The organism is Vibrio sp. 1727, assembly GCF_033344415.1.
Taxonomy (GTDB): domain Bacteria; phylum Pseudomonadota; class Gammaproteobacteria; order Enterobacterales; family Vibrionaceae; genus Vibrio; species Vibrio alginolyticus.
Map to the genome: position 1 here is coordinate 1 of NZ_JAWPOT010000041.1, position 23,424 is coordinate 23,424.

At 41.8% G+C, this 23,424-nt stretch carries 23 protein-coding genes; 21 read left to right on the plus strand and 2 right to left on the minus strand.

Annotation, left to right across the window (positions count from 1 at the left end; translation table 11 throughout):
• Nucleotides 1-228: 228 nt before the first annotated feature.
• From R8O10_RS23085 to traN, 18 genes are all read left to right on the plus strand, one after another.
• Nucleotides 229-753, plus strand: a complete 525-nt coding sequence (locus R8O10_RS23085; RefSeq protein ID WP_225492287.1) for a hypothetical protein — start codon at nucleotides 229-231, stop codon at nucleotides 751-753.
• Nucleotides 754-983: 230 nt separating this feature from the next.
• Entirely contained in the window at nucleotides 984-1,328 is a 345-nt protein-coding gene (locus R8O10_RS23090) for a hypothetical protein (RefSeq protein WP_225492289.1), read from the plus strand.
• Between the two features lie 13 nt (nucleotides 1,329-1,341).
• Entirely contained in the window at nucleotides 1,342-1,725 is a 384-nt protein-coding gene (locus R8O10_RS23095) for a hypothetical protein (RefSeq protein WP_225492290.1), read from the plus strand.
• A gap of 11 nt (nucleotides 1,726-1,736) precedes the next feature.
• Nucleotides 1,737-2,195, plus strand: a complete 459-nt coding sequence (locus R8O10_RS23100) for a hypothetical protein (protein WP_140301938.1) — start codon at nucleotides 1,737-1,739, stop codon at nucleotides 2,193-2,195.
• 233 nt (nucleotides 2,196-2,428) lie between these two features.
• A complete protein-coding gene (locus R8O10_RS23105) occupies nucleotides 2,429-2,728 on the plus strand; it encodes a type IV conjugative transfer system protein TraL (protein ID WP_025624840.1) in 300 nt (99 codons plus the stop codon).
• Nucleotides 2,729-2,749: 21 nt separating this feature from the next.
• Nucleotides 2,750-3,352, plus strand: a complete 603-nt coding sequence (locus R8O10_RS23110; RefSeq protein WP_140134614.1) for a TraE/TraK family type IV conjugative transfer system protein — start codon at nucleotides 2,750-2,752, stop codon at nucleotides 3,350-3,352.
• Nucleotides 3,349-4,161 carry a type-F conjugative transfer system secretin TraK gene (locus tag R8O10_RS23115; RefSeq protein WP_318129527.1) on the plus strand — a complete coding sequence of 271 codons (813 nt, stop codon included), beginning with the start codon at nucleotides 3,349-3,351 and terminating at the stop codon, nucleotides 4,159-4,161. The genes R8O10_RS23110 and R8O10_RS23115 overlap by 4 nt, the downstream gene beginning before the upstream one ends.
• Nucleotides 4,158-5,471 (plus strand): TrbI/VirB10 family protein, encoded by a 1,314-nt coding sequence (locus R8O10_RS23120; protein ID WP_140301936.1) that lies wholly within the window; start codon nucleotides 4,158-4,160, stop codon nucleotides 5,469-5,471. The genes R8O10_RS23115 and R8O10_RS23120 overlap by 4 nt, the downstream gene beginning before the upstream one ends.
• Nucleotides 5,468-6,073: a type IV conjugative transfer system lipoprotein TraV gene (traV, locus tag R8O10_RS23125; RefSeq protein WP_140134608.1), complete on the plus strand. Its 606-nt coding sequence runs from the start codon at nucleotides 5,468-5,470 to the stop codon at nucleotides 6,071-6,073. The genes R8O10_RS23120 and traV overlap by 4 nt, the downstream gene beginning before the upstream one ends.
• Before the next feature lie 25 nt (nucleotides 6,074-6,098).
• The gene (gene traA / locus R8O10_RS23130) at nucleotides 6,099-6,431 is read left to right on the plus strand and encodes a TraA family conjugative transfer protein (protein WP_212733967.1); all 333 of its coding nucleotides are present in this window, start codon (nucleotides 6,099-6,101) and stop codon (nucleotides 6,429-6,431) included.
• A gap of 16 nt (nucleotides 6,432-6,447) precedes the next feature.
• On the plus strand, nucleotides 6,448-7,167 hold the full coding sequence (locus tag R8O10_RS23135; protein WP_140134606.1) for a hypothetical protein: 720 nt from the start codon (nucleotides 6,448-6,450) through the stop codon (nucleotides 7,165-7,167).
• 11 nt (nucleotides 7,168-7,178) lie between these two features.
• Nucleotides 7,179-9,761, plus strand: coding sequence for a type IV secretion system protein TraC (traC, locus tag R8O10_RS23140; protein WP_140134604.1), 2,583 nt, complete (start codon nucleotides 7,179-7,181; stop codon nucleotides 9,759-9,761).
• A complete protein-coding gene (locus tag R8O10_RS23145; protein ID WP_180766959.1) occupies nucleotides 9,754-10,305 on the plus strand; it encodes a S26 family signal peptidase in 552 nt (183 codons plus the stop codon). Before traC ends, R8O10_RS23145 begins: the two co-directional genes overlap by 8 nt.
• Nucleotides 10,299-11,450: a TrbC family F-type conjugative pilus assembly protein gene (locus R8O10_RS23150; RefSeq protein ID WP_025624951.1), complete on the plus strand. Its 1,152-nt coding sequence runs from the start codon at nucleotides 10,299-10,301 to the stop codon at nucleotides 11,448-11,450. Before R8O10_RS23145 ends, R8O10_RS23150 begins: the two co-directional genes overlap by 7 nt.
• Nucleotides 11,451-11,460: 10 nt before the next feature.
• On the plus strand, nucleotides 11,461-12,495 hold the full coding sequence (locus R8O10_RS23155; RefSeq protein WP_318129528.1) for a TraU family protein: 1,035 nt from the start codon (nucleotides 11,461-11,463) through the stop codon (nucleotides 12,493-12,495).
• 15 nt (nucleotides 12,496-12,510) lie between these two features.
• Nucleotides 12,511-12,957 (plus strand): lytic transglycosylase domain-containing protein, encoded by a 447-nt coding sequence (locus R8O10_RS23160; protein WP_025624954.1) that lies wholly within the window; start codon nucleotides 12,511-12,513, stop codon nucleotides 12,955-12,957.
• 144 nt (nucleotides 12,958-13,101) lie between these two features.
• Nucleotides 13,102-13,773, plus strand: coding sequence for a hypothetical protein (locus R8O10_RS23165; RefSeq protein WP_025624955.1), 672 nt, complete (start codon nucleotides 13,102-13,104; stop codon nucleotides 13,771-13,773).
• 35 nt (nucleotides 13,774-13,808) lie between these two features.
• Nucleotides 13,809-19,259 (plus strand): conjugal transfer protein TraN, encoded by a 5,451-nt coding sequence (gene traN / locus R8O10_RS23170; RefSeq protein WP_225492296.1) that lies wholly within the window; start codon nucleotides 13,809-13,811, stop codon nucleotides 19,257-19,259.
• Between the two features lie 689 nt (nucleotides 19,260-19,948).
• Here traN and R8O10_RS23175 read toward each other — a convergent pair.
• On the minus strand, nucleotides 19,949-20,797 hold the full coding sequence (locus R8O10_RS23175) for a hypothetical protein (protein ID WP_318117466.1): 849 nt from the start codon (nucleotides 20,795-20,797) through the stop codon (nucleotides 19,949-19,951).
• Nucleotides 20,798-21,392: 595 nt separating this feature from the next.
• On the opposite strand from R8O10_RS23175, the gene R8O10_RS23180 reads away from it, so the two are divergent.
• Nucleotides 21,393-22,031 (plus strand): DUF2726 domain-containing protein, encoded by a 639-nt coding sequence (locus R8O10_RS23180; RefSeq protein WP_025625043.1) that lies wholly within the window; start codon nucleotides 21,393-21,395, stop codon nucleotides 22,029-22,031.
• Here R8O10_RS23180 and R8O10_RS23185 read toward each other — a convergent pair.
• On the minus strand, nucleotides 22,018-22,608 hold the full coding sequence (locus R8O10_RS23185; RefSeq protein ID WP_025625042.1) for a hypothetical protein: 591 nt from the start codon (nucleotides 22,606-22,608) through the stop codon (nucleotides 22,018-22,020). The genes R8O10_RS23180 and R8O10_RS23185 overlap by 14 nt on opposite strands.
• 235 nt (nucleotides 22,609-22,843) lie before the next feature.
• On the opposite strand from R8O10_RS23185, the gene R8O10_RS23190 reads away from it, so the two are divergent.
• Nucleotides 22,844-23,164 (plus strand): hypothetical protein, encoded by a 321-nt coding sequence (locus R8O10_RS23190; protein ID WP_225492298.1) that lies wholly within the window; start codon nucleotides 22,844-22,846, stop codon nucleotides 23,162-23,164.
• A 9-nt stretch (nucleotides 23,165-23,173) separates the two neighbouring features.
• A partial coding sequence (locus R8O10_RS23195) for a transposase (protein ID WP_206937396.1) occupies nucleotides 23,174-23,424 on the plus strand: 251 nt, incomplete at its 3' end.

Genomic DNA, 23,424 nt, shown 5'->3' on the forward strand with positions numbered 1-23,424 from the left:
CTGAAACTCAGTATGTTGTTTAAGAACTGAACAACATGGGGCTACCATGTCTTCTCATCGAATTAAGCAACAAAGCCCCCTAGAGGTACAAGAAATGGTTACTGTAGTCATACTTGTGAATTCAAGGACAAGCAAGAAAAAGACGTAGAGAGGAACAAAGCCTGATTTTGCTTTTCCTTAAGTGATGCTTAAAATGATATTTTTATAAACTGATAAAGAGGTTAGTATATGATAAGTTGGCTATTCGAAAAACTGGGAAGGAATTCAAGTAAGATTCAGGATAAAAGAATTTCAAGCTATCTTAATCAAGATATAATTAACAAGAAAAAAATTAATTCTTCTGACCCTACTATAGATACATCAGCATCTATACTAAAGAACGATCTTAAATCACAACTAGAAATTATTGAAAAATTAGATTCGGCTTTCGCGATTAATCACAATACGCTAGCCTACATCATGGCTCATGGTGCAATGATAATGAAAAGAGACTTAACAAAAGATGAGTGTGAAAGGATATGCTATCTAGTTTTGCCTCGTGTCCACGAATCTCATATCCAATCACTATTTATGATGGCTCGACATTCGTTAGCAAAAGCTTCAGAAGGTAATGATCTATTTAGTAATGCAAATAAAAATGTAATACCAGTAGTAATTGATGAGATGAGAAATTCATATAAATCAAACTTTCTACTTGATGAAATCGAGAGAATGAAATCAGCTATTGATGGCATGTTTAATCCTACAGCTTAGATTCTGACTCTTATACAACGTTTGACATTACAATGAAACTGACTTTGCATAAGCATCCAACATTAGAAATTGTTGGTCAATATATTCATTTTTGTTTGATAAAGAGTAACGACTCTAAGCAGGAAAGGGGCAAAAGCTTGCTACAGCAAAAGACAAACTATGACAAAAAGCGTCGAAAAGTTTCGAACTTTATTGTTACTTCTTGCTTTGAGTTGGCCTATTGAGTGAAATTGAGTTTTGATCTTTATTGTCAGTTCTTTGCTATAGTGTCACGTAGCAATCTGCCCCGCGTAACAGAAAAGTTTCAATCTTTGTTGTTCAGCGACATGAGTAATAAGGCTATTAAGCTTAATGAAGCCAATCAAAGGTTGACAGAGCTAATTAATGAGTTGCAGGAGCGTGAGCGTGAATATGACAAAGCTCTTGAGCATTCTGCAAACTATTTAGGTAACGATGAGCGTATAGAGCAGGGTAGGGACGCAAGGGCTCAGGCTTTATTAGAGAGCGTTTCAAGCGTTAAGAAAGAGATAGCGAGTCAAACTCAGGTAGTGAAAGAATTGGCAGCTAACTATTAGGTGGGGTTAATTCATGGCAGAAAAATGTCCTTTCTGTGGTGCTCTTTTTACAGTAACCGAAGTTGGAGGCGGTGGGATTTGTGGGGCTTGTCGTGAGCCTATTGATTGTCCTTATTGCAACGAAACGGTTCGAGAAGAGCGTACTACAGGATTTTTTAAAGAATCGCTTGTAAAAAAACCAGAAAGTCGTCTTTCTCAACATCTGGGGATTACTGATGAAGAATGGGATGAAATGGACGTTGAACTTAATGCAGATACCGGTAGTCATGACGAAATGACTTATTGTTATTGGTTTGAAGTTCCAGAAGGTACACTGCAAGAAATCCTAGATAAAACGGGGTGGAAAGTTGGAGATGTTATCAATGGCATTCCAATTTCGGTTGTTGATACTGAATAGAGGAAAGTTCGTTGAAGTTAGATGACTATTTATTTCATACGATTGAAAATTCGGACTTTCTTTCAGGCTTTGTTGTCGGTCATTTGGTGCTTGAGTCATTAATGAAAAAAGCAGTAGCTAAGTATGACCAAGGGTTAGGTAATTACGCAGATAAGCTAAAGTTCTCTGGTCTTGTTGGGCTGTGTTTCGAAGTAGGTATATTTACGAAACCACAGCAAACCACAATGAATGCAATCAATAAGATGAGAAATAAGTTAGCACACAATCTGGAATATACTCCTTCAAGACAGGAACTGAAGGCGGTTTTTGAGCTAGCAAGCGACTCTTTCTCTGATATCTCAGATGGAATATCACAAGGCATAGATACTTTAAGTGATCCTAGCTGGAAGCATGAAAAAGGTGATTACACTTTGTCGGACTTGTTTATACAAATCGCATATGACTTAGACCTTTTCGATGAACACTCATAGAAAAAGTTGTTCATGCCTTTATGCTCTTTTAACCAAACCTTAAAATCTACCAAATACATAAAACGTACAATCAATTCATTTAGATAGAGCGATAGCTTAACTTTGTTAAGTTGTCGCTTTTTTTTACCCCTTAGATAATTGCGCCCACTGTGAAGTCTTTCTTTCTCCGTCGATTTTGGAAATTTAAAAGCATCATTAACATATGAGAAAGGCAATAAATACGAGGCGTTTAAATGTCGGATGAAAAACCTATCTCAATGCCGGATCTAGTTGATGAACCCGTCCATTTTCTAATCTGGCAGTACGATGAAATTGCAACAGTAGCTATTGGGCTAGTCGTGGGCATCATTATTAACTCTCCCATGCTTGGGCTGCTGGCAGGTTATTTTGCCAAGGTCACTTATATCAGGATTCGAGATGGTAAGCCGAGGGGCTACTTCATTCATCGTTTCCGTGAAATGGGGTTTGCATTTGAGAAGGTAGAACAGCGTAGTTCTATGCAGCCTCCGTTAGTAGATGAGTGGCATTCGTAGCAAACGACTTAGGGATAAACCATGAATTTCCAAAATTTGAAAAAAAGCTTTTCTGAAATGAGAGGTCAGAGTGCGGCAATAAGCTACGCCAATGCGGGGTTAGTAGTCATGCTCGGCGTGTCACTTTGGGGGAACTTCCAGAAAGATACCGTTGTTATAAACAACTTAAATGAGTCGTGTCAGGAGTCAGAGATTTCGTCTAGTTCAATGAATGAAGCGAATCATCGACGCTTAGGTTTCTACTTGGCAGGAATGTTAGGAAACATTACACCGGCTTCAGCTTCATACGTAGAGTCAGCCGTGGCACCTTTCGCTTCTCCTGAAATCTATCACAAGGTTAATGACCTTATCGCTTACCAAATAGCTAGCCTAGTTGAAGAAGAAGTGACCATGAAGTTTTCAGCGGAACGTGCGTTTGTTGAGGACGGTAAAACCTTTGTTACCGGTAAAGGTTCAATGCAGGGGATGACAGGAAAGGCGGATAAGTATGTTCGTACCTATGAGTTCATTTTCGATGTCCAGAATTACACACCTACTTTTGATTACATAGATGTGTACGACGACGTTCCACATGACAGTGAATGGAAGCAAAAAAACCGTAAGAAGTTGGAGGCAGATAAATGATGACCCCGATTAAAAAAGTGTCCTTACTCTTGGCAGTTTGTGGAGCATCATCTCTGGCAAGTGCAACGGATATGGCTAAGTTCAATTCGAACAGTACAGCGGCGCAGCAAGCGACAAGCTCAGAAAATAAAGAGCAAGGTTTGTATGTTATTTCGAATCGTCATCCTAACCGTATAGTCACACCATTTAAGAAACCTTCGCTGAAGATTGATAAGAGTGAAGGAATAACGCATAGCGTTCGAGGAAATGTCGTGTACTTGGCAACGAAGCTCAACACCAATATCGGGGGATTTATAACTGAATCGGGTGATCAGTCAGCAGCGATTGATGTTGTGTTTAAGCCAATGCCTGTGCCACCACAAGAAGTTGTGTTGAAAGGTGGAATCAAAGGAGGATCTGAGATTGCTCGAAGGTTTGAGCGTTCGTCGCCTCGCACTGAATCCATTGTGTCGATCATGTCTGGTATTGCTACCGGAAATCTACCTGCCGGTTATCAAGTTGAAAATGTAAACGCTAGCTATCTGCCGAAGTGTCAGCAGTTAGAGTTGAGCTTTGATTTTTATAATGGTCAGTTTGTCTCTGGTGGTGATTATGTTGTGTCGATTGGTACAGTCGTAAATAAGTCGTCGCGTCCCGTAAAGTTCAAAGAAAACCTCTGTTATGAAGAAGGTGTCGTAGCGGTAGTTGCTTATCCAACGTATCAGCTAATGCCAAAACAAAAGTCTGAAGTTTTGGTTATGTATCATCGAGTGAAAGTTCCAGCTAAAGCCGAGCGAAAACGCCAGTCTCTATTGGGAGGTTCACAATGAAGCTCAAGTTCATGAACAAATACTTCTCTCCATCACAGCAAGGTCGTGTCTACGTTGTCCTAGCTGTAGTAGGTGTCTTTGTTGCAGCGGTAGCGATCATGACCATCCTAGAACCTGAGAGGTCTAGACCGAGAGCTAAACCAGAAGTAGAAAACATCATCACTGATCGCAATTCTAGAGAGTTCGGTATCGAAGCTATCAACGATAAGTTGGTGCAGCAGAAACGAAAGATGGATGACTATGAAAAGGAAGTGGAAATTCTCAACAAGAAAAATGAATCCTTAGAAAACAAGGTTCAAGACACAAAGAGGTTGAACAATGATGTTCGCAACGCACAACGAACAATAGCTCAGCTAAATGATCAACTCGAAAAATTGCGTCAAGAACAAGCTGCTTTTAAAGATAAGCAATTAACTTATTCCAATGAACTTGATGCAGTAAGAGAACAGGGAAGTGGTGAGATCAAGCATCCAGATTTACAAGTGAACCCTGAAAGGCGAAAGGTATCGAGTACTTCATTTTCATATGGTGGTAGACAGGAGCCGAGCTTCGGGGAGTCATCAAGTTACCAGGGAGATCGCAATGTAGTGGTTTCACCTAGACATGTAGCTGAGACAGACACTAGATCAGAAGGACTATTTACGATTGTCGAGGACACTACCCCTGAGAAAGATGACTCCGAGCCTGAAATTTATTTGCCGAGAGGTTCTATTCTCACTGGCGTTTTGATTACAGGTCTTGATGCTCCGACTAGTGCTAAAGCTGCCGATGAGCCTATTCCTGTTTTGGTTCGCATAAAGAAGGAAGCCATCTTACCTAACTTTGCTGTGCTTGATGAGGTAAACGAATGCTTTGCTCTAATGGCTGGCTATGGTGACTTGAGTTCAGAACGTGCCATGTTGCGTGGCGAGTCAATTACTTGTGTGAAAGTTAATGGGGAAGTTATCGAGGCTGACTTCAGGAGCTTTGCTGTTGGCGAAGATGGCAAAAATGGTCTGAAAGGGACGTTAGTTACTCGTAATTCAAAGATTCTTGCCAACTCGATGATGGCAGGATTTGCTGCCGGTTTATCCAGCATGTTTGATGTGAACCCTGTCCCTGTTTTGTCCACAACGTCGAATGGGCAAACACAGTATCAAGATGTCTTTAGTACCGATGCATTACAAGGTGGTGCGGCAAAAGGTGCGTCAGACGCAATGAATAGACTCGCTGACTACTACATGGAACTAGCCGATGCGATGCATCCGGTTATTGAAGTCGGTGCGGGTCGAGTAGTGGACATGATTGTGACAAATGGGACTGGGTTATGAATTTAGTTAAAGCTATTGGTGTGCTGCTATCTGCGGCGTTATTGGGTGGCTGTGCAGTTGGTCAGAGTGAATTTAATTGTTCTGCTGGCGATGAAAACGCTCTTTGTGGTTCATCTAGAACTATCTATAAGGCGACTGATGGCACGTTAGTAACGAATGACACTCTGACTTATATCGAAGATGGTGAACCAAGACAAATTACACTTGATGAGCTTAAAGATATTGAAAATAAACAAAAAAATAAAAAAGTTGCTTCAGGGATTTCGGAAATTTCCACCTATGGGGCAAAATTTAATTACGTACCTCAATCATTCAGTTTCGATGGGGATGTACTGCGAAAAGATGTGAAAGTCTTACGTGTTTGGGTTGCACCTTTTGTCGATACAAATGATGACCTTCATTTGTCTTCGATGGTGTACACCGATATCGAACAACGCAGTTGGGAGCTTGGCACTGTCAATCCCAATTTAAAAACGAGAATTGCTCCACCGGTGACAAAGTCCTTGGTAAACCCTTCCAAATCAGAACAGCGAAGTGTGAAGGAATATCGAGTACCAAAAACCGAGAAAGCAAAACTACAAACAACTTTTGATAACAACTAATCATTTAAACCACACGGAGAAAAAAATGATCGCAACTAACAACAACGTAAGTTTTACGGCTACAGAAAATAACTTGATGAAGATGAAGTTCGCTTTGTCATTAGTTGTTCTGGCAGTGGTATTCAGTGCGTTCGCATCTGCGGGTACGGACACAACATTTGATTCATGGGTGAATCAAATGACTGATTGGCTAGAAGGTTCTCTAGGTAAAGGTGTGTCTATCGCATTCGTTATTGTCGGTATCGTCATCGGTATTATGCGTCAAAGTCTAATGGCATTTGCTGTTGGTGTTGGTGCTGCTCTAGGTATGAACTACACACCAGACATCATTAACAGCATGTTCTCAGCAGTACTTTAATATTTAGGGGGATGTAATGAAATTCACTAAACTAATTCCTGCAACTCTTTGTTTAACTTTGATTGCATCCCCTGCCTTAGCTACCAACGGTGCTCAAGAACAGCTAAAAGCATCCTTAACTCAGGCGAGTAAAGCCGAAAAACTACCCAATGCAAAATCTGTTGTTGTCTTTGGTGGTAGTGAGTCCGTAGTACTAACCGATAACCCTCGATGGGTTATCAAAGGGCAGCTATATGATATGTGGCAAAACACTGAGATTAACAGCAAATCACAGCTACATGACGCCGCAAAGAAGATCCCAATTCAAATCATTAATGTAAACACAACCGATGTTGTAGACATAAGAGTGAATCCAGAAAAATCGGAGGTACTGACGGTTTTTCTTGATCCATTTTTGGAGCATTCAGCCAACGAAATGTACTTGTTAAACAAGTATGCGGCTGACTACCAGATTCGTTACATATTTACCGCAATGTCCCAATCGAACATTAAGCCGTTCTTCTCTTTTGCATGTGAGACACAAACCCTTTCAACTGACCAAGTAATAGAAAAGGTTGTTGATAAGCAGTTTGCTTATGGCAAACGCAAATGTAGGGAAGTGCAAGTAATGAATAGCTTTGGCTTAACACAGTTTCTACATATCAAAGAGTCACCAACGCTTATTGCCCCCAATGACGTTTTCCATGTGGGAATGCCTACCGAGTTATTGGGCTGGTTACGAAAGAATACTAAATAGGGAGATAAACGATGTTTGATTATAAGTTTAATGAGAATGAAGCAAGTCGTTTATTTCGACCTCTAGCGTTTGATGCTGATACTGACCTGTTTTTGTGCGATGACAACATGCTGGCGTTCAGCTTCGTTTGTCAGCCAACTAGTGGTTGGGACACACAAATGCTATCAACAATCGAATTGTTACTATCTCAAGATCCGTACCCTACTAAATCTTTGCTTAGCTTTTCTTTGTGGGCTAGCCCTGATGTTAGGGAGTTCCTGAAAGGCTCTGACTATCTGAGAAGTTCTTGCCGAGAGGTTTTGCATCGAGAGGTTCATGACAATGCGTTAGGCTATCTATGGTCAGCTACACGCGATTCGGCAGAGGTTGTTCAGAATACGAAAGTCCGTAATTTCCAGCTTCTTGTGACATTCAAACTGCCTGTAGAGTCATTGGATGTGAATCCCGAAGAAATTCAGGAGATTCAGTCCATTCAGAGAACGATGGAACAGCGTTTGATTAAAGCGCAGCTTGCACCACGACGAATGAACAGCGTAATGCTGGTCAATATTATGAATACGGTCATGAACTGGCAGGAAGACGCTGAGTGGCGAACTACGCAACAACTACCTGTTGATGAGTTTAGTACGCTTAATGAACAGTTTGTTCAATATAATACTGGCGTGTTCAAAACACAGGATGGGGTTGTACTTGGTACTAAAAAGAACCCAACATTTGTGAAAATGCTCACGGTTCGTCGTTTTCCCCGTAAAGCTTATACCGGTCAAGCATTTAAGTGGTTTGGTGATCCATTCGATGGACAAGGCTGTGTAAACCAGAATTTCATGATCACCGTGAATATTCATTACGCTGACCATGCAAAAGAGAAAGGACAAGTAGAGACTAAGAAAAGTCATTACATCAAACAGTCGTTCAGTTCACTGACTAACTTTGCCCCGAAAATCAAGGATATGAAAGCTGACTTAGAAGAACTTTCATTATCTTTACAGGACAAGGGTAAAGCGATCAAAGTGACGCTTTCGGCTGCTGTCTTTGGTCGAACTGAAGAAGATGCTGAAGCCGGTATCACTGGTTTACAGTCTTACATGAAGCAATCAGGGGTAACGATGGTGTCAGAGGATTCATTCTCTGTACCGTCATTCATCCAATTGATGCCGTTCGGGGCTTGTAACCATGCTGTAGCACACTCTCGTCGCTACTTCACGATGGCTTCTAACCATGCACTACCGATACTTCCTCTCTTTGCTGAGTGGAAAGGTACTGGAACCCCAATGTTACAGTTTGTGAGTCGAACAGGGCAGTTGATGAATATTGACCTCTATGATTCAAAAACCAACTTTAACTGTGTGATTTTTGCAGAGTCGGGAGCTGGTAAGTCATTTCTAACTAACGAAATTATTCGCTCCTACCTCAATACAGGTAATAAGGTTTGGACGATTGATGCAGGTGAATCCTACAAGAAACTTTCAAGTAGCCTTGGAGGGAGTTTTACTGCATTTGACTCTGGCTCAGACCTAAGCCTTAACCCTTTCACAATGATCGATGACTCCGATCCTGAAGCATTTCTCGATTCTTTGGAAATGCTGTCTGGTTGTTTGATTGCTATGGCATTCACGAAAGAGTCTCCGACCGATCTACAGTCTTCCGAAATGGAGCGAATCTTAACTCAGGTTTGGAATGAGAAACGTCAGTCAGCCAAGATTGACGATATTCGCGCTAAATGCTTAGAAGACGAGGATATTCGTGTTCGTGACATGGGCAAACAGCTAAGTGCGTTTTGTTCTGATGGGCAGTTTGGTAAGTATTTCGATAAACCACACAACGTAGAGTTCAATGGGAACTTCAACGTGCTCGAATTGGATGGTTTGAGTGAGCGTCCTCGCCTTCAAGCGGTAGTTCTTTTCCTATTGATGGTTCAAATCTCGCACTCGATGTACCACGAGTTCAAAGAAAACCGTGACGTAAAACGTTTGGTTATCATTGACGAAGCTTGGGACTTGCTTGGTAACTCGAAAGCTGTTGAAGCATTCGTTGAAAAAGGTTTTCGACGCTTCCGTAAGTATGGTGGGTGCGGCATTGTCGTTACACAGTCAATTATGGACTTGCAAAAATCATCATCAGGTAAAGCGATTGCCGAGAACGCTGCAAACACCTTTATCCTGAAGCAAAAAGATTCAACCATTGCTAATGCTAAAAAAGACGATTTGATGGCATTGCCACCGGCTGGTTATCAGTTGTTGAAGAAGGTAACTACTGAAATTGGGCATTACTCAGAAATTTTCTTCAATACCAATGCTGGCATGGGTATCGGAAGGCTTATTGTAGATCCGGTTCGTATCATGATGTACTCAACACGAGCGCAAGATAACCAAGCGATTGAATCGTACACCAAAAATAACGTTCCACTATCACAAGCCATGAAGCAGGTCGCACAGGATAGGCAGATGATCCGCTTTCCTGTAGAACGCCCTGAATTTCTAGATGAGCCTGTGACTCAAACTATTTCCATGATGGATGCACAAGTCCTTGAGATGCCGAGTAAGAGTAAACCAACGCTTCACTTGGTAGAAGATGATGGGGTGGTCAATGAGTAGTGAGGGTGTGATGACAGGAACAGAGACTAAACGTGCTCATCCATTGAATTTCCCGATAAAAATGGTTTGGGTTGCAATTGCTATGATTTTTACGTTCCACCTAGCAGTTACAACACTAACTAAGCACTATTTGTTGGTGGTTGATGGCAAGGACGCTAGTGAGAGATGTATCCCTGAGTTTTCCGTGTATTTACTAAAGAGAAACTACGGTCAAATTGAGCATGGAAAAATCTATACGTTTAAAGCAAAGGGTATGACACCGTTCTATCAGGACAACATGCTTATAACGAAATATGCAGTAGGGTTGCCAGGTGATGAGGTCATTCAGAATGCGAAAGGAGTTTTCATTAATAATGAGCGCATTACTGATGACTACCCATTGATAGATAAGCTTGGCGTGGATCAGGAAGCTCTATATAAGAGCTACCACCTTAAAGATAACGAAGTGTTTTTCACTGCACCGGCTGAGCGTAGTTTTGACTCCCGCTATTGGGGAACGGCAGATATCAATGAAATCGTTGGTGAGGCGATTCCGTTATGGTAGTTGCTAAGCAAACACTCTTGAGCCTTATTTTGTTTTCCGGCACCGCATTCGCTGATAGCAGTGCCGAATATTCGAGCATGCCTGATAGCATTGTTCAGTCCAAACAAACTGCATTAACCCAAGGACAGAACGCTTTGGGTGATGAGTACATGAACAAATTGCTGCGCAAAAATGAAGCAATACACTCGGCAACCTTTTCAACTAAAGTGGCAACCGAACATCAAGATGGTGTTGAGCCTCAAACCGATATCCACTATGTGATTTTAGTTAGTGATGCTATGGGCAAACGTGAGCTTAAACACTTATTCAAATCGTTGTCTCACCGCAACGATGTGTCTTTTGTTGTAAGAGGTATCTTGCCAACAGAAAAGACAATTACCGATGTTGGTAAGCGAATTATTGGGCTTATTAAAGACCTCCCTGAAGTTCCTAACGTGAATCTAGATCCGCGACCATTCCAAAATATTAACGCTGAATATGCACCTCAAATCCTTATGTACAAAGGGGACTCGGTTGTTCTCTCTGCTGCTGGGTTGGTTAACCCTAACTACCTAAAAACTGAGTTTGAAAAGGGAAAACGAGGTGATTTAGGAAATTTTGGGAGCATGGTTAAGATATCTGAAAGAGATCTAACTGAGGTTCTAAAAGAACGTGCAGCGTTGCTCGATAAGGAAGCGTTGATTGCTGATGCAAAGGATAGGTTTTGGGATAACGTAGCGTTTACTGCATTACCGAACGCTACTGAAACACTAGTACGCAGCTTTGTGCCGGAAGTAGTTGTCCGTGAAGATATTGTCACTCCGAACGGTGATGTTATTGCGTTCGCAGGAGAGAGAATTAATCGCCTGAATACCCTCCCATTTACTCAACGACTAGTCGTGTTCGATCCAACTGACCGTAAGCAAATGGAATTTGTTCAGTCATTACCGGAATCACCGCTACGAACCAAATTTATCGCAACACGTTTTGATAGAAGCCTTAAATGGGATGCTGTTAAGTCGGTAGAAAGACAACTCAATGCATCTGTGTATCAGCTAAAACCAGAGCTAGTCACAGCGTTTGATTTGCAAGTCGTACCAAGCATCGTAACTGCTGATCATCAAAGAAAAGTCTTTGTTATCAGTGAAACCAAAATGGAAGACTGAGACTTTTTACATGCTCAAGAAAGTAGCGTTAGCTGTTGCTCTAGGAGCAATCACGTTTAGTGAAATGACACTAGCAGACGATGTAGCACAACTCGGTGAATGTCGTGATGGTGGGGTATTAGATGGGTCTATGTTTACTGACGTTCCGTGGAATGCCATGTATCCAATCCGATTAGCAGGAGTCAACCTTAGCCCAAGTGGAAATGGTGCGCCTAGTGACGCTACAAAAAAAGCATTCTGTGCATGTGAAGATGACTTGGGGATAGCAGTACCAGGATTTACACAATCAATGTATGAACCGGCTAGGCTCATTGAGCTGGTACGTGAACCCGACTGCATGATGTCATTAGGTGGTGCTGAAATGGGTATGACTAATGGACGCATGAGGGGATCTACTGGACAAAATGAGCAAGAGGGTGGTCAAGGCGCTCAGAACGCTTTTTGGCACTATCACTACTTTGCTTACCCCTTGCTATTAATGCTTGAAATGGTTGTCGCTAACCGTTGTGGTGATGGGTTCATGTCTATGGATTTACTTTATGTTAGCGAACTCGATCCAACATGGAATGATGCTGAATTGGCGGCATTTTCTAATCCTGAAGCTGCGCTGTTTGGTAATCCTATCGCGTTAGCGTCATGTCTTGCTGATGGGGCTGCTGCTGCTGTTGGTAAGTCAATGGATGAGCTGTTTTGGTGCGCAGGGGCATGGGGTGGTATCTATCCGCTTTCTGGCTTTGTATCGACTAAAAGTTCTATTGCCACAAAAACAAGCTTGTTAGCAACGCGCTCAGTTGCAGCTCTACACCGAAGACTACTAGCGAGAAAAACCACTGGTGATGATGCCCTGTGTGATGCTCCCCTTTTTCCAACTATTCCAAAATCACAATACAAAATGAACATGATGTATCCCGTAGCCGAAAGGAACGAGGCGCACGAGATAGGCGAACCATCATTGCTGTGGGGAGAATGGCGAAACATACCATCCCAAGAAGATGCGATTTACATGCTGTGGCGATACAACGATTGCTGCACCACCTACTACTAATGTGAGGTGCGAACAATGTTACTTAGAAGTGCTTTGGTTGCTTGTTGCACGATTTCTTTTTCAGCGTGGTCTTTCTGCTTTGATGAAGCGGGTAGGCGCTTTGATGTAAGCGTTCCTTTGCTAAAAGCGGTTTGCTTTACAGAATCGAGCATGAGAGCCAATGCCATCAATGGAAAAAACTCTAACGGGACTGTCGATTACGGTCTATGTCAAATCAATTCGTGGTGGTTTCCCAAACTAAAAAAATACGGGATCACGAGAGAAAGCTTGCTGAATGATCCATGCGAAAACACGCTGGTTTCGGCGTGGATATTAGCCGGAAACTTTGAAATTACATCGGATGGATGGAAAGCGGTGGGAGCTTACAACGCAGGTTGGGAGAACACACCTGAGAAGGAAGCAGCAAGGCAAGAGTACATTGCCCTGGTTAAACAGAACTTGGAGAAAATGACACATGAGTAAAGTGTGGCTTTTAAACGCGATGATATTGGTCAGCTTGGTTGGGTGCACCTCAACAATTAAGTGTGGTCAGCCATTCACGATCATTGACGGAATGAAGCAGCTCCAAATAGAAAATAATTCAAGTCAATCAACGGAGAAATAGATATGGCTACTAACGAAAAACGCGCGTATTCACGCCCTGCAATAAAGAAGATGCTAAGTGTGAAATCAGAATCAGCTATCAATGCTGTTGAAACGTACATGAATAAAACGCTGAGTGCTATCTATGCACTTGATGTGATCCTGTTTTACATCAGCGATGAAGCGACTAGCGAAGCTGCTAACCAAAAAGTAGCTGATTTGTTCGATGAAAAAATGAAGTTCTTCAACAAGAAGATTAACCACTACAACAACATTGTTGAAGACAGTGGGATGGTCGATATCGTTTGGACACAAGAGTTTTCTGAAGAATACCTAATCTTCTCGCCACTGTGCGGTCAGTACATTCAGCTCATCAAAAAGTTCGACATTTTAACTAGCTTGATTGAACAGGCATGGTTAAACGGACACATTCCTTCAAGTGAACGTAAAGACCGACAAAAGGCACTTCAGAGTCATATGCGTAACGTTTCTCGCTATGTGATCAATGCATCTCAAACCGCGATGCGTTTAGCCAAATCTGCGGGTAAAGAAAAAGAGGTCATTGAATCTGTTGAGAAGATTGGCGTTACCCATGAGATCGCAAAAGAAGTCTTGGATACCACAAAAGCTGTGCAATCAGCGGAGATGGAAAAGACTGAAGACGGTGAAGATGAGCCTGTTGCTCATACCGCCTAAGCAACATAAATAGACGAAAGAATAGGGTTTGCTTGATGTTAAGAGATAGGTTTGATGGGTTTGTAGGGCAACTAATTAGCTATGTGGTGATGATTACAACCACTCTATTGCCGCTACGCATGGCATATGCTCAGCAGGAGTTTGATCAGGCGGTAGTTAATGCGAACTCATTTGCTCAATCTATGCTCAATCAACGAGCAAACCCTACCTATGATGCTGAAGGGAATCTTCTGGTCGATGGGCAAGTGTACATGAGCCAGAAGCAAATAACGGGGCAACGTGATAACGACTACCTACCAGCAGGGGTAGATGTGTATGGGTCTGATGCTCAGACCATCATGCAGGGACAAGCAGCACAAAAAAAGTATGAGGAAAAAACTCTAGCCACGGCTGAAACATCTGGCGAACGCGCTTACCACATTCTAAAGAAATCAATCTCAAACCAAAAACCAGACTTAGCTAATGATCCTATTTGGGCAGCTACAGACGATGTGTTCAATAACTTAGAAGAAATTGCTCAAGACTTTGCTAATTGCACTATTGATAAAGAATTGGTGTATAGCGGTGATTCTTACCACGTTCCTGTGTACAAAACCTGTGAAAAGCTTCCAGCTATCGAAGAGAGCTATAGCGTTTTTCATGAGTACAAAGTCGGTGTTATCAAGCACAGTTCAGGAGCAACCAATATAAGTTCCTGTGGTGATGGCTGCACTACTCTATGGTTAGGAACAATTGGGAACAACTACTGGAAGGGGAGTTGTAAGATTTTTGAAGAAAGTATGGCTGTTGAAGTTATTCAACCGTCAGCTATTCAATCGGCAATTATCGACTACGCGAAATTCGATGACTGGTTCCAAATCTATTTAAATAGCAGCAAAGTCTACAATGCACCATATCCTGACCAATTCCCGCCTGAAACGGCCGGAAGTTGTGAGCTTAGCACGAGTTGGGTTAAAAATCCGAATATCAATGTGGTCAATTCTTTTCGTAACGTTCCTGAAAATACCATTGTTGAATTCAAAAATCGCACTTCAGTGAGTGGTAGTGGGGAGGGCTATGCCAAGATAACCATTAATTATGATGTCGAAGACTTGGTGTATGAAGAAACTTGGTCAGACCAAGATTTGATAGATAAAGCCTACCAAATAAAGCAGCAAGCCGATGATAGGTTTTGTGAGGCTTCCTTTACGTGTGCCAATATGCCAACCACTGTCGATGAAAATGGTTGTGGTGTGATCAATGGCGTCAAAGTGTGTGAAGAGAACTTTGGAGATAACCCACTGGCGGGATTAGGTATTAGTCCATTTTGTCAGCGTGTTGATATTCAGAGTAACTGTGCTTTCAACGAAGGGGAAATATGTACAACAAACACTGAAGGTGTAAAAACGTGCTTCGACAATGATACTGTCGATAACAACCAGTGCGCTAAATACGAGAATGACGAAACATGTAGCTACATAAAGACAGAGTGCGTGGAAGGAGCTGAAGGTGCTAGCGGTGAGTGCTATGTACAGTTAGATACCTATGACTGTGGTTTTGATGCCTCTACGGGAACCGCTCACGAAGAAGAAGTCTTACGCTGTGATGGACAAATACAATGTATCGGAGAGTCCTGTTATAACCCTGAAAGAGATTTAGCCAATAATGATTTTGGCGAAGTTAACGCCTACCTTGAGATGCTTAGGTATGCCCAAGCGGATATGACTTGCGAGGGTATACCGGAGCGACCATTCGATCCAACAAATCCACCGGATAGGTATGAACCAGTTCCAACTTGTCCTACCGGAGCCGTGTACGATAAGACTACAAACAAATGTCTGAAGCAAACAGCTTGTGAGTATTCCGACAACGATTTTTATGCGGTAAGTCGTCGTGACGGTATTCAAGTGCTTATGAATAACACTGTTGTTGCAAACGAACCTAGCGTTCTGACTTGTACAACTCTCATAAAAAACGGCACTGCCTACACTTGTGGCGAAGCTCGTAAGAATGTGGGTACTGATACGTTCTATGAGGTGTGTACTAATACCGTTAGTGAACCTACGCCAAATACTTGTCCGTCAGATGAGCATGAGTTGAATGAGAATACGGGGTATTGTGAAGTACCTCCTATCGTGACCTGCCCTGATGGATTTGTGCTAGTTCAGGGTTCGGATATGTGGAGTTCCGAAGACGATGTTTGCCGCCTTGAGACTCCGGTAACGTATAACTGCGACAAGTCTCATGAATACTACAATCCCGAAACCGGTGTTTGTGACGGTTTGTTGTATGACGTTGCTACCTGTGACGATCCGATGAACTTGGAAAATGATATTTGTACGGCAACATTAACTGATGATGTTCAATGCCCTTCTGGTCAGTCATTTATCTCAAGTCAAGAAGTGTGCAGCCAAACATTAGTGAACAACGCAACGTGTCCTAGCGGCTCATCTTTAGAAAATGATCGATGTAATGGGTTGCTTGTTGAGCAAGCTGAGTGTCCATCGGGACAGGCGCTTAAAAATGGTGTGTGTACCGTGACTTTATCTCAGCCAGCAGGGTGTCCATCGGGTTACACGCTAGAAGATGATATCTGTTCTATTACTTTAACAACTGATCCAAGTTGCAAAACAGGGCAAAGCTTTGATTCAAAAGCCGGAATGTGTAGCCAAACTTTAACTAGCAATGCAACGTGTCCTAGCGGTTCATCTTTAGAAAATGATCGTTGTAATGGATTGCTTGTTGAGCAAGCTGAGTGTCCATCAGGTCAAACACTTGAAAATGGTGTGTGTAGTGTAACTTTAGCAAGCAACGCTACATGCCCATCTGGTTCCACATTAGTTAATGATCAATGTAAAGGCACAGCAACATCAGCTCCTAACTGCCCAAGCGGATATGCTTTGAATAATGGGCAATGTGAGAGAGTGTTAACTACATCGCCTGAGTATTCATGTGCTAACGGTGGCGTTTTTGGATCAACAAACGTATGTATAGATGAATACACAGAATGTAGGTATGACGATAACAACTTTGTTCATATCGCCTTGCACCCTACGTTTGGTATTCCTGTTGCTATGCATGGGTATTGGGATGGAAGTTTAGTCAACTCTGAATCTGCTGATTTAACTGGTGATGGCATTATCGGAGATGATGGGACGGAATACAGTCTAGGTGAGCAAAAAGCAGGAGGTTCAGGTCATTCGAATATACGTTATGAGATCTGCTCACTACAATCCAAAGAAACGGAGGCTATCGCTACCTGTCCAGATGGTTACAGTTTGCAGGGGGATGTTTGTGAGTTTTATAGTGCACAGCCCGTTAGTTGTTCAAGCGGATATAGCTATAACTCCACATCAGGAATGTGTGAAAAAACCACTGTATCAAGTCCATTGTGTCAAAGTGGGTACGGATATAACACTCAAACTAATCAGTGTGAAAAGACAGTAAACAGTAGCCCTACCTGTGACACTGGATATGGCTTTAACCTGTCAACGAATCAGTGTGAAAAAGAGATCGATATGGCTCCTATTTGCTCAAGTGGGTACAGCTATGATCCAGTGTCGAATAAGTGTAAGAAGACCGTTGAATCAACACCGTTCTGTCAATCAGGATATCAATACAACGACGATTTACAGCTTTGTACAAAACACCAAACATCTTCACCGCTATGTCAAAGCGGCTATGGATATAACACTCAAACTAATCAGTGTGAAAAAACAGTAAACAGTAACCCAATTTGTGAGACAGGGTATAGCTTCAACTTATCTACTAATAAGTGTGAAAAAGAGATCGATACGGCTCCTATTTGTACAAGTGGATACAGTTATGATCCAGTGTCGAATAAGTGTAAGAAAATTGTTGAAAGTGAGCCTCAGTGCCAAACTGGGTACGAATATTATGATGGGCTTTGCTACAAAGAGATTTCATCTGCCCCTAATTGTCCTGATGGATATGCATATAGCACAATTACAGGTCAGTGTGAGTTGAAAACAAGCTCTCAACCGCGATTAAGTTGTGACACCGAAGGGACTAGTTACTATGCGCCAACAAATACATGTCGCTTAGATATTGAGGCAGAGCAATCATGTCCAAGTAGTTTTCCTGTATGGAGTGACGACGAAAACCGTTGTATGTCGGGTTCTCTTAGCCCGTTAGCAAAAGTTCGAACCAAGTTGGAGTTGAACGCCGACATTGACGCCAACAATCCTAATGAGGCTCAGGCTTTAATAGCGTATGCCGTGGCTCCTTTCTCTCATCTTGCTTCGGCACTTATGCCGACAGCTTATGCAGAAGAAGTTGCAGAGCCGGAAGATAGTGTCACTCAAGATACTATGAATGCATACATTGGTGAGAAGTTCGAATATGCAGCTCAAACATTTGACTACCAAAAGGCGATGTTTGCTCAAGGTCAAAGCCAGCTATTAGGGATGATGTCTAGTAGCGCACCGTCTGATGGTCAAGGCACAACGAATGTTCAATGTGAACTGTTTAAAGGTGAGGCAATGGAATGCAAGCAAGCGGTTGGTGGCATGCAGGACTGTTGTGAATCGCCAGTCACCGTTTCGCTTGGTGATTACATCACTTTGACAAGACACATGATGAGTATGGACTCCCTCACAGGGCAGGTGTTTGGCTTAGACGGCTATACGGGAGTTTGGGATATCGCTTCAAATTGGACTAGCGAAGCCGCTAGTACAGCTTTTGATGCAGTACAGAGCACATTTACGTCTGGTGCTGATGTGGTTGCTCAACAAGGTACAGAAGCTGTTGGTGAAGGTGCAGTGAATGCAATGGCTCAATCTATGATGACCTATACGAACGCATTCTTGACCGAAGCATTTGGTCCTGAAGTCGCGGGGATGTTCTTTCAACAGGCAGGGACCGATGCTGCCGGTAATGCAGTACTTGGAGCATCACCACAAATGGCTGCTGCGGGACAGGCTCTTATGTATTGCTATTACGCTTATTTAGCATATGTAGTCTTCAATTTGCTCGTAAACATCGTTTTCGCCTGTGAAGAAGAAGAACTCGATTTGGCTATGAAAGTGGAGCTACTTTCAGCCCATTATCTTGGTTCGTACTGTAAGACCGAAGTTTTAGGAGCGTGTATTGAAAAGAGAAAATCATACTGTGCCTATGACTCCCCGCTTTCCCGTATTTTGATGGAGCAAATATATCAGCAACCTCAAATGGGTTTGTCCTGGGGCAGTGCAAAGAATCCAAACTGTTCGGGATTAAGCATAGAAGACATTGGCAACGTAGATTGGGATCAAGTGAATCTAGATGAATGGGTAGGAATACTCATTGAAACGGATAACTTTATCCAAAACGATGTTATTGATATTGAGCGTTTAACCGGTAGTGGTTCGCTACTTAACTATGGTGACACCACTGAGACAGAGCGCCAGAATGTATTAGAGAAAAACACGGATAGATTTGACGACATTGATGTGGATGAAGTTCGCAGAGATGCTTATGAAGATGCATGGAACGAGCAACAGAATTGATAGGTGAGTAATGAGTAATAACAGTGTCGCGTTCGCAAGTTGTGCAGGAACCCTAGAAGACTACTTTAAGTCTGATATCTGTGCGAACAGAACAATATATTGTCAGTTTAGGCTAGAGAGTTTAGGGGTTTTGGGCGAACACTTGGTGCAAGAGGCAGTAAATAGAAACAAAATAAAGTATGTCATTTTCTGTGATGGGAAAGTGATTAAAAGGAGTTAGGAAAGCAAGCTTAGATAGTAGAATAAGAGTAATTAAATTATTAGTGGTGCAGGGAATTATGTCTTTAAAAACGTTAGCAATATTGGTCAGTGCAGTTTCTCTTACAGCGTGTGTGAGTGCACCTAAGCAGGACTATACACATTTGCCATATGACAACGCTCAGAGCGAAGCGTACAACATAGCTAAACAGACAAGTCTTTTAAAGGACTACTGGCATGGCTCGACTATAGCGAGTCCATTGAAGGACTTTTCAACATCAGAAATAGATGCAACAGAAACCAGTTTGCTGTCGGTGGACAACAAAGTTTGAAACTCGAACAATAAAGATTAGAACTATGACAATAAAGTACGAAACTTTTCGGTGCCATTTGTCGTAGTTTGCCTTCTTCTCTGAGACGATTTTGCCCCAAAGCTAGCTAGATGCTATTGCATGTCTTATTAGTATATCTAACTTGAAATGTCATAATTACTATTTGAGCCACTTGTAGCACCATCCATCACTCATGAGCAATTTCCTGATTTTTGCTCTGTCATTAGCTTTAGCTCGCATATATATAGAGCGTATTTCTTGCTCATAAGAATCAGATTCAAAACCACGGTTAATCGCTTTTTGATACCACTCATGACCTTGGGAGATATCTCCACTCAACATTTTGCACGCACCAATCAAAGTGCATGGGCGGTAGTCCTGTAGAGTCAATTCATGAGCCTGTATGCCAAATTCGATAGCTTGTTCTAGCATATTTAAATCACGTTTAACACCGCCAGCCGTAGTAAGCAAAGCAGATTTTAACTTCTTATTTCCATTCGCAAATTTGAATGGAAAGTGCTTATTCACCAAGGTTAGGGCTGTTTTTGCCTTATCTGCTTTACGATAATCAGCAAGAGCATTAACCAAGTTCCACGGCTTATTGGTCGTATTCCATATTCGCTTGGAGTTCTCTGCGCGACGAAGGTAATACATGCTATTCACCTGATCATTCTCAAAGCCCTTCTGCTTAAGCCACAAGTAGTCGGCATCAGTGATCATACCTTTGTTGAGAGTCGTGAGAATATAAGCTGCTTTAGAGTGCCTACGAATCGAACTAATATTGAGTGAGGGGAAGTCGATGAATTGCTTATCATACTTAGCTCTAAGATCTGCAAACATCTTGTCAGACGCTATTTGCCGCTGTTTTAGCTTTTGTTCCTGTGCTTTTTGTTGCTCGATTCTTTGCTCTTGAGGAGTTTTTGTCGTGTTATATTTAGCGAGTTTTGACTCGATAAACTCTATATTCGTTGAAAACTCAGCACCTTCAACTGACTTACGTTTTTTCACACAAACCTTCAGGCTCAAGAACTCACTAAACACATCAGGGTGATCTTCAAGCAATGAATTCAAGATCGCTACATACTCTAAACCCATTGCACTTGTTATACAGTTGGCTTCATCGAGTAATGGTTTATCGAGCACGCTGCCATCTATAGCTTCAGATAAAAGCTTCAACCAAGCATGGTGAAGTGGGAATTGAACTCGATCAAACAGCCTAATTACTTTAGTGACCAACATAACGATTTAATCTCCATCCTCGTTTAAAGCACTGTCCATCATAAAGGGGCCATGCTAAACCGCACCACCAATTATAGCGGCTGAGTTTTTCGAATTTTCTATACTTGAAGTTATCCATACTCTACTAATTTAGTAAAGTCACTGAAACGAAATTGTCCAAAAGCGAGTTTCAAACTTTGTTGTCACACTTTCGTTGGATAGCCACATTGATTGAGTCTAAGTGTCGATCTTTATTGTCAGTATTGGGTTCTTTTAGCCACGATAGTAACGCACTTCGGAAATAGAAAAGTTTCAAACTTTAATGTCCTCCGACAATTGAGAAATCTATAGCCCCTCATCGTAGGGGCTTTTTTACGGAGGAACAATGGAAAACTTACTGAATAATTCCAATGCTTGGTTAGCAATTGCTCTATTCATTGTGCTAAGCGTATTGATTGGCTCAAAGGGAGGAAAGAAGCGGGGTGGATATAAACCGATTAAGAATTTAAACACAAAGTGTGAACAGAACTTCTTCAAGCAGCTATTACGTCGATTGCCAAATGGGGTTTATGTTGCGTGTAAAGTTCGTTTAGCAGATATTTGCTTACCAACGAATAACAAGGACATTGGTGGGTTCAATGCCATTGCGAAAAAGCATGTTGATTTCGTACTTCTCGATCAACAAACAAGTGAGATTTTATGCGTCATTGAACTAGATGACAGGAGTCATAATTCAGCAGCAGCGAAGAAAAGAGATAGGGTTAAGGACTCGGTTTTTAAAAGTGCTCAGATTAAATTGATTCGCGTTAAAGCATCGAGATCATATAAAAAAGATATAGATGGAATATTGGAAAGTGTTGCTAAGTATGAGAACGAAACTACCTCACAAAATAATAGTGGCAAGTGTCCCCAATGCTCATCTGAGAAGTATCAACAGATCGATTTAAAGGGATTGCAAAAAGGGAAGCACTATTATCTGTGTGAGGTTTGTAATTATAGCACCGAGCCTATTAAAACTGTTTAAAGAACAATTGCAGAAAGTGGCGTTTAGAGCCAATTTGGTTTTCTACTCGCTTGATGACTTGTGAGATAGCTGACTTACTTTTGTTGCTTTCAATTGCAATGCTGGTCAGAGGCTCATGCTTAGCTAGTTCTTCCAAGATCGATTGGGCATTACCATCAATTTTCAGGAACGCTTCAGCTTTGGCTAGCTCCGTTTTGTTCGCGTGAAACTGTTGAGGTTCTTCATGCAAAACAATATGGGAAATGTCACTGATGAAACGCTTATCAAACAGGTGATTAGCCTTGATAAGTGCTAGGAACGCTTCCAGATTAGGGATGTCTGTTGATTGGGTAAAAACAGAAATGGAGACGTTTGGGTGTAGTGTTCGTAGCTTATAAAGCTCATGCATTGTTTCGTGAATGGACGTACCTAAATACAGATCACTGATGATGAATTGACAGCCATTAAAATCAAACTGCTTTAGTTCTTCCAGGGTAGTTAACGTTGTAATGGTAAGAGTACCGTTAGACGTTTTTTGAAAGTCTCGGCAAATCGCTTCTGCTATGATAGGCTGATCTTCAATGATGACAATATCCATGCGTATACTCAATGTTATTTAAACGGCTAATGCTACTTCAGAGTTATAAACTACCGTGATAGAAAAGAAAGAGAACAATTTAAGCAATAAAATTGCTGGCATCGTTCATGATTATTGGGTCGAGCATGATAGCACTATCGAGAACACAAATAAAATATTCAGGAAATCATTTCTCTGTATTATCTTTACAAGCATCTTAGGCATAGGATCGGTGTTCTATCTTGATGCAATAAACATGTTTGAGAAAAAGGTGGTAATTGGTAATGTAAACGAGGTAGGAGTTAACAGGGAATTGCTTATTTCATATTTTAATGGAACATATAAGAGCGTTTCCAAATATATAAATAGAGATGATTACTTTGAGGTGGTAGAAAAGATTGGTTTGAAAGGAGTTAAATATAAAGCCAGCCAAATATTATCAGGAGATATTGTATATCAAAACCTACAATTGATAGATAAAAACTCAACGTTGAATGTTAAATTCGTTATTTCAAATGGTAGGCTTAGAACCTATCCCAAAAGGAATTGTCAGATAATACATAATGATAATTTATGAGGGCAACGTATGGCAGGTAATAAGTGGCAAATCAGTGATGAACTCTGGGAGAAAATGGCTCCTCTCATCCCGGAACATAGAACTCAACACCCGCTGGGTACGCACCGCAAGCGGGTTGATAATCGCGCTGCAATGAACGCCATTTTCTTCGTACTCAGGACGGGTTGCCAGTGGAATGCGCTAAATGCCACCGGTATATGCTCGTCAAGCTCTGCTCATCGCCGATTTCAGGAGTGGCGGGATGCTGGCGTATTTGAACG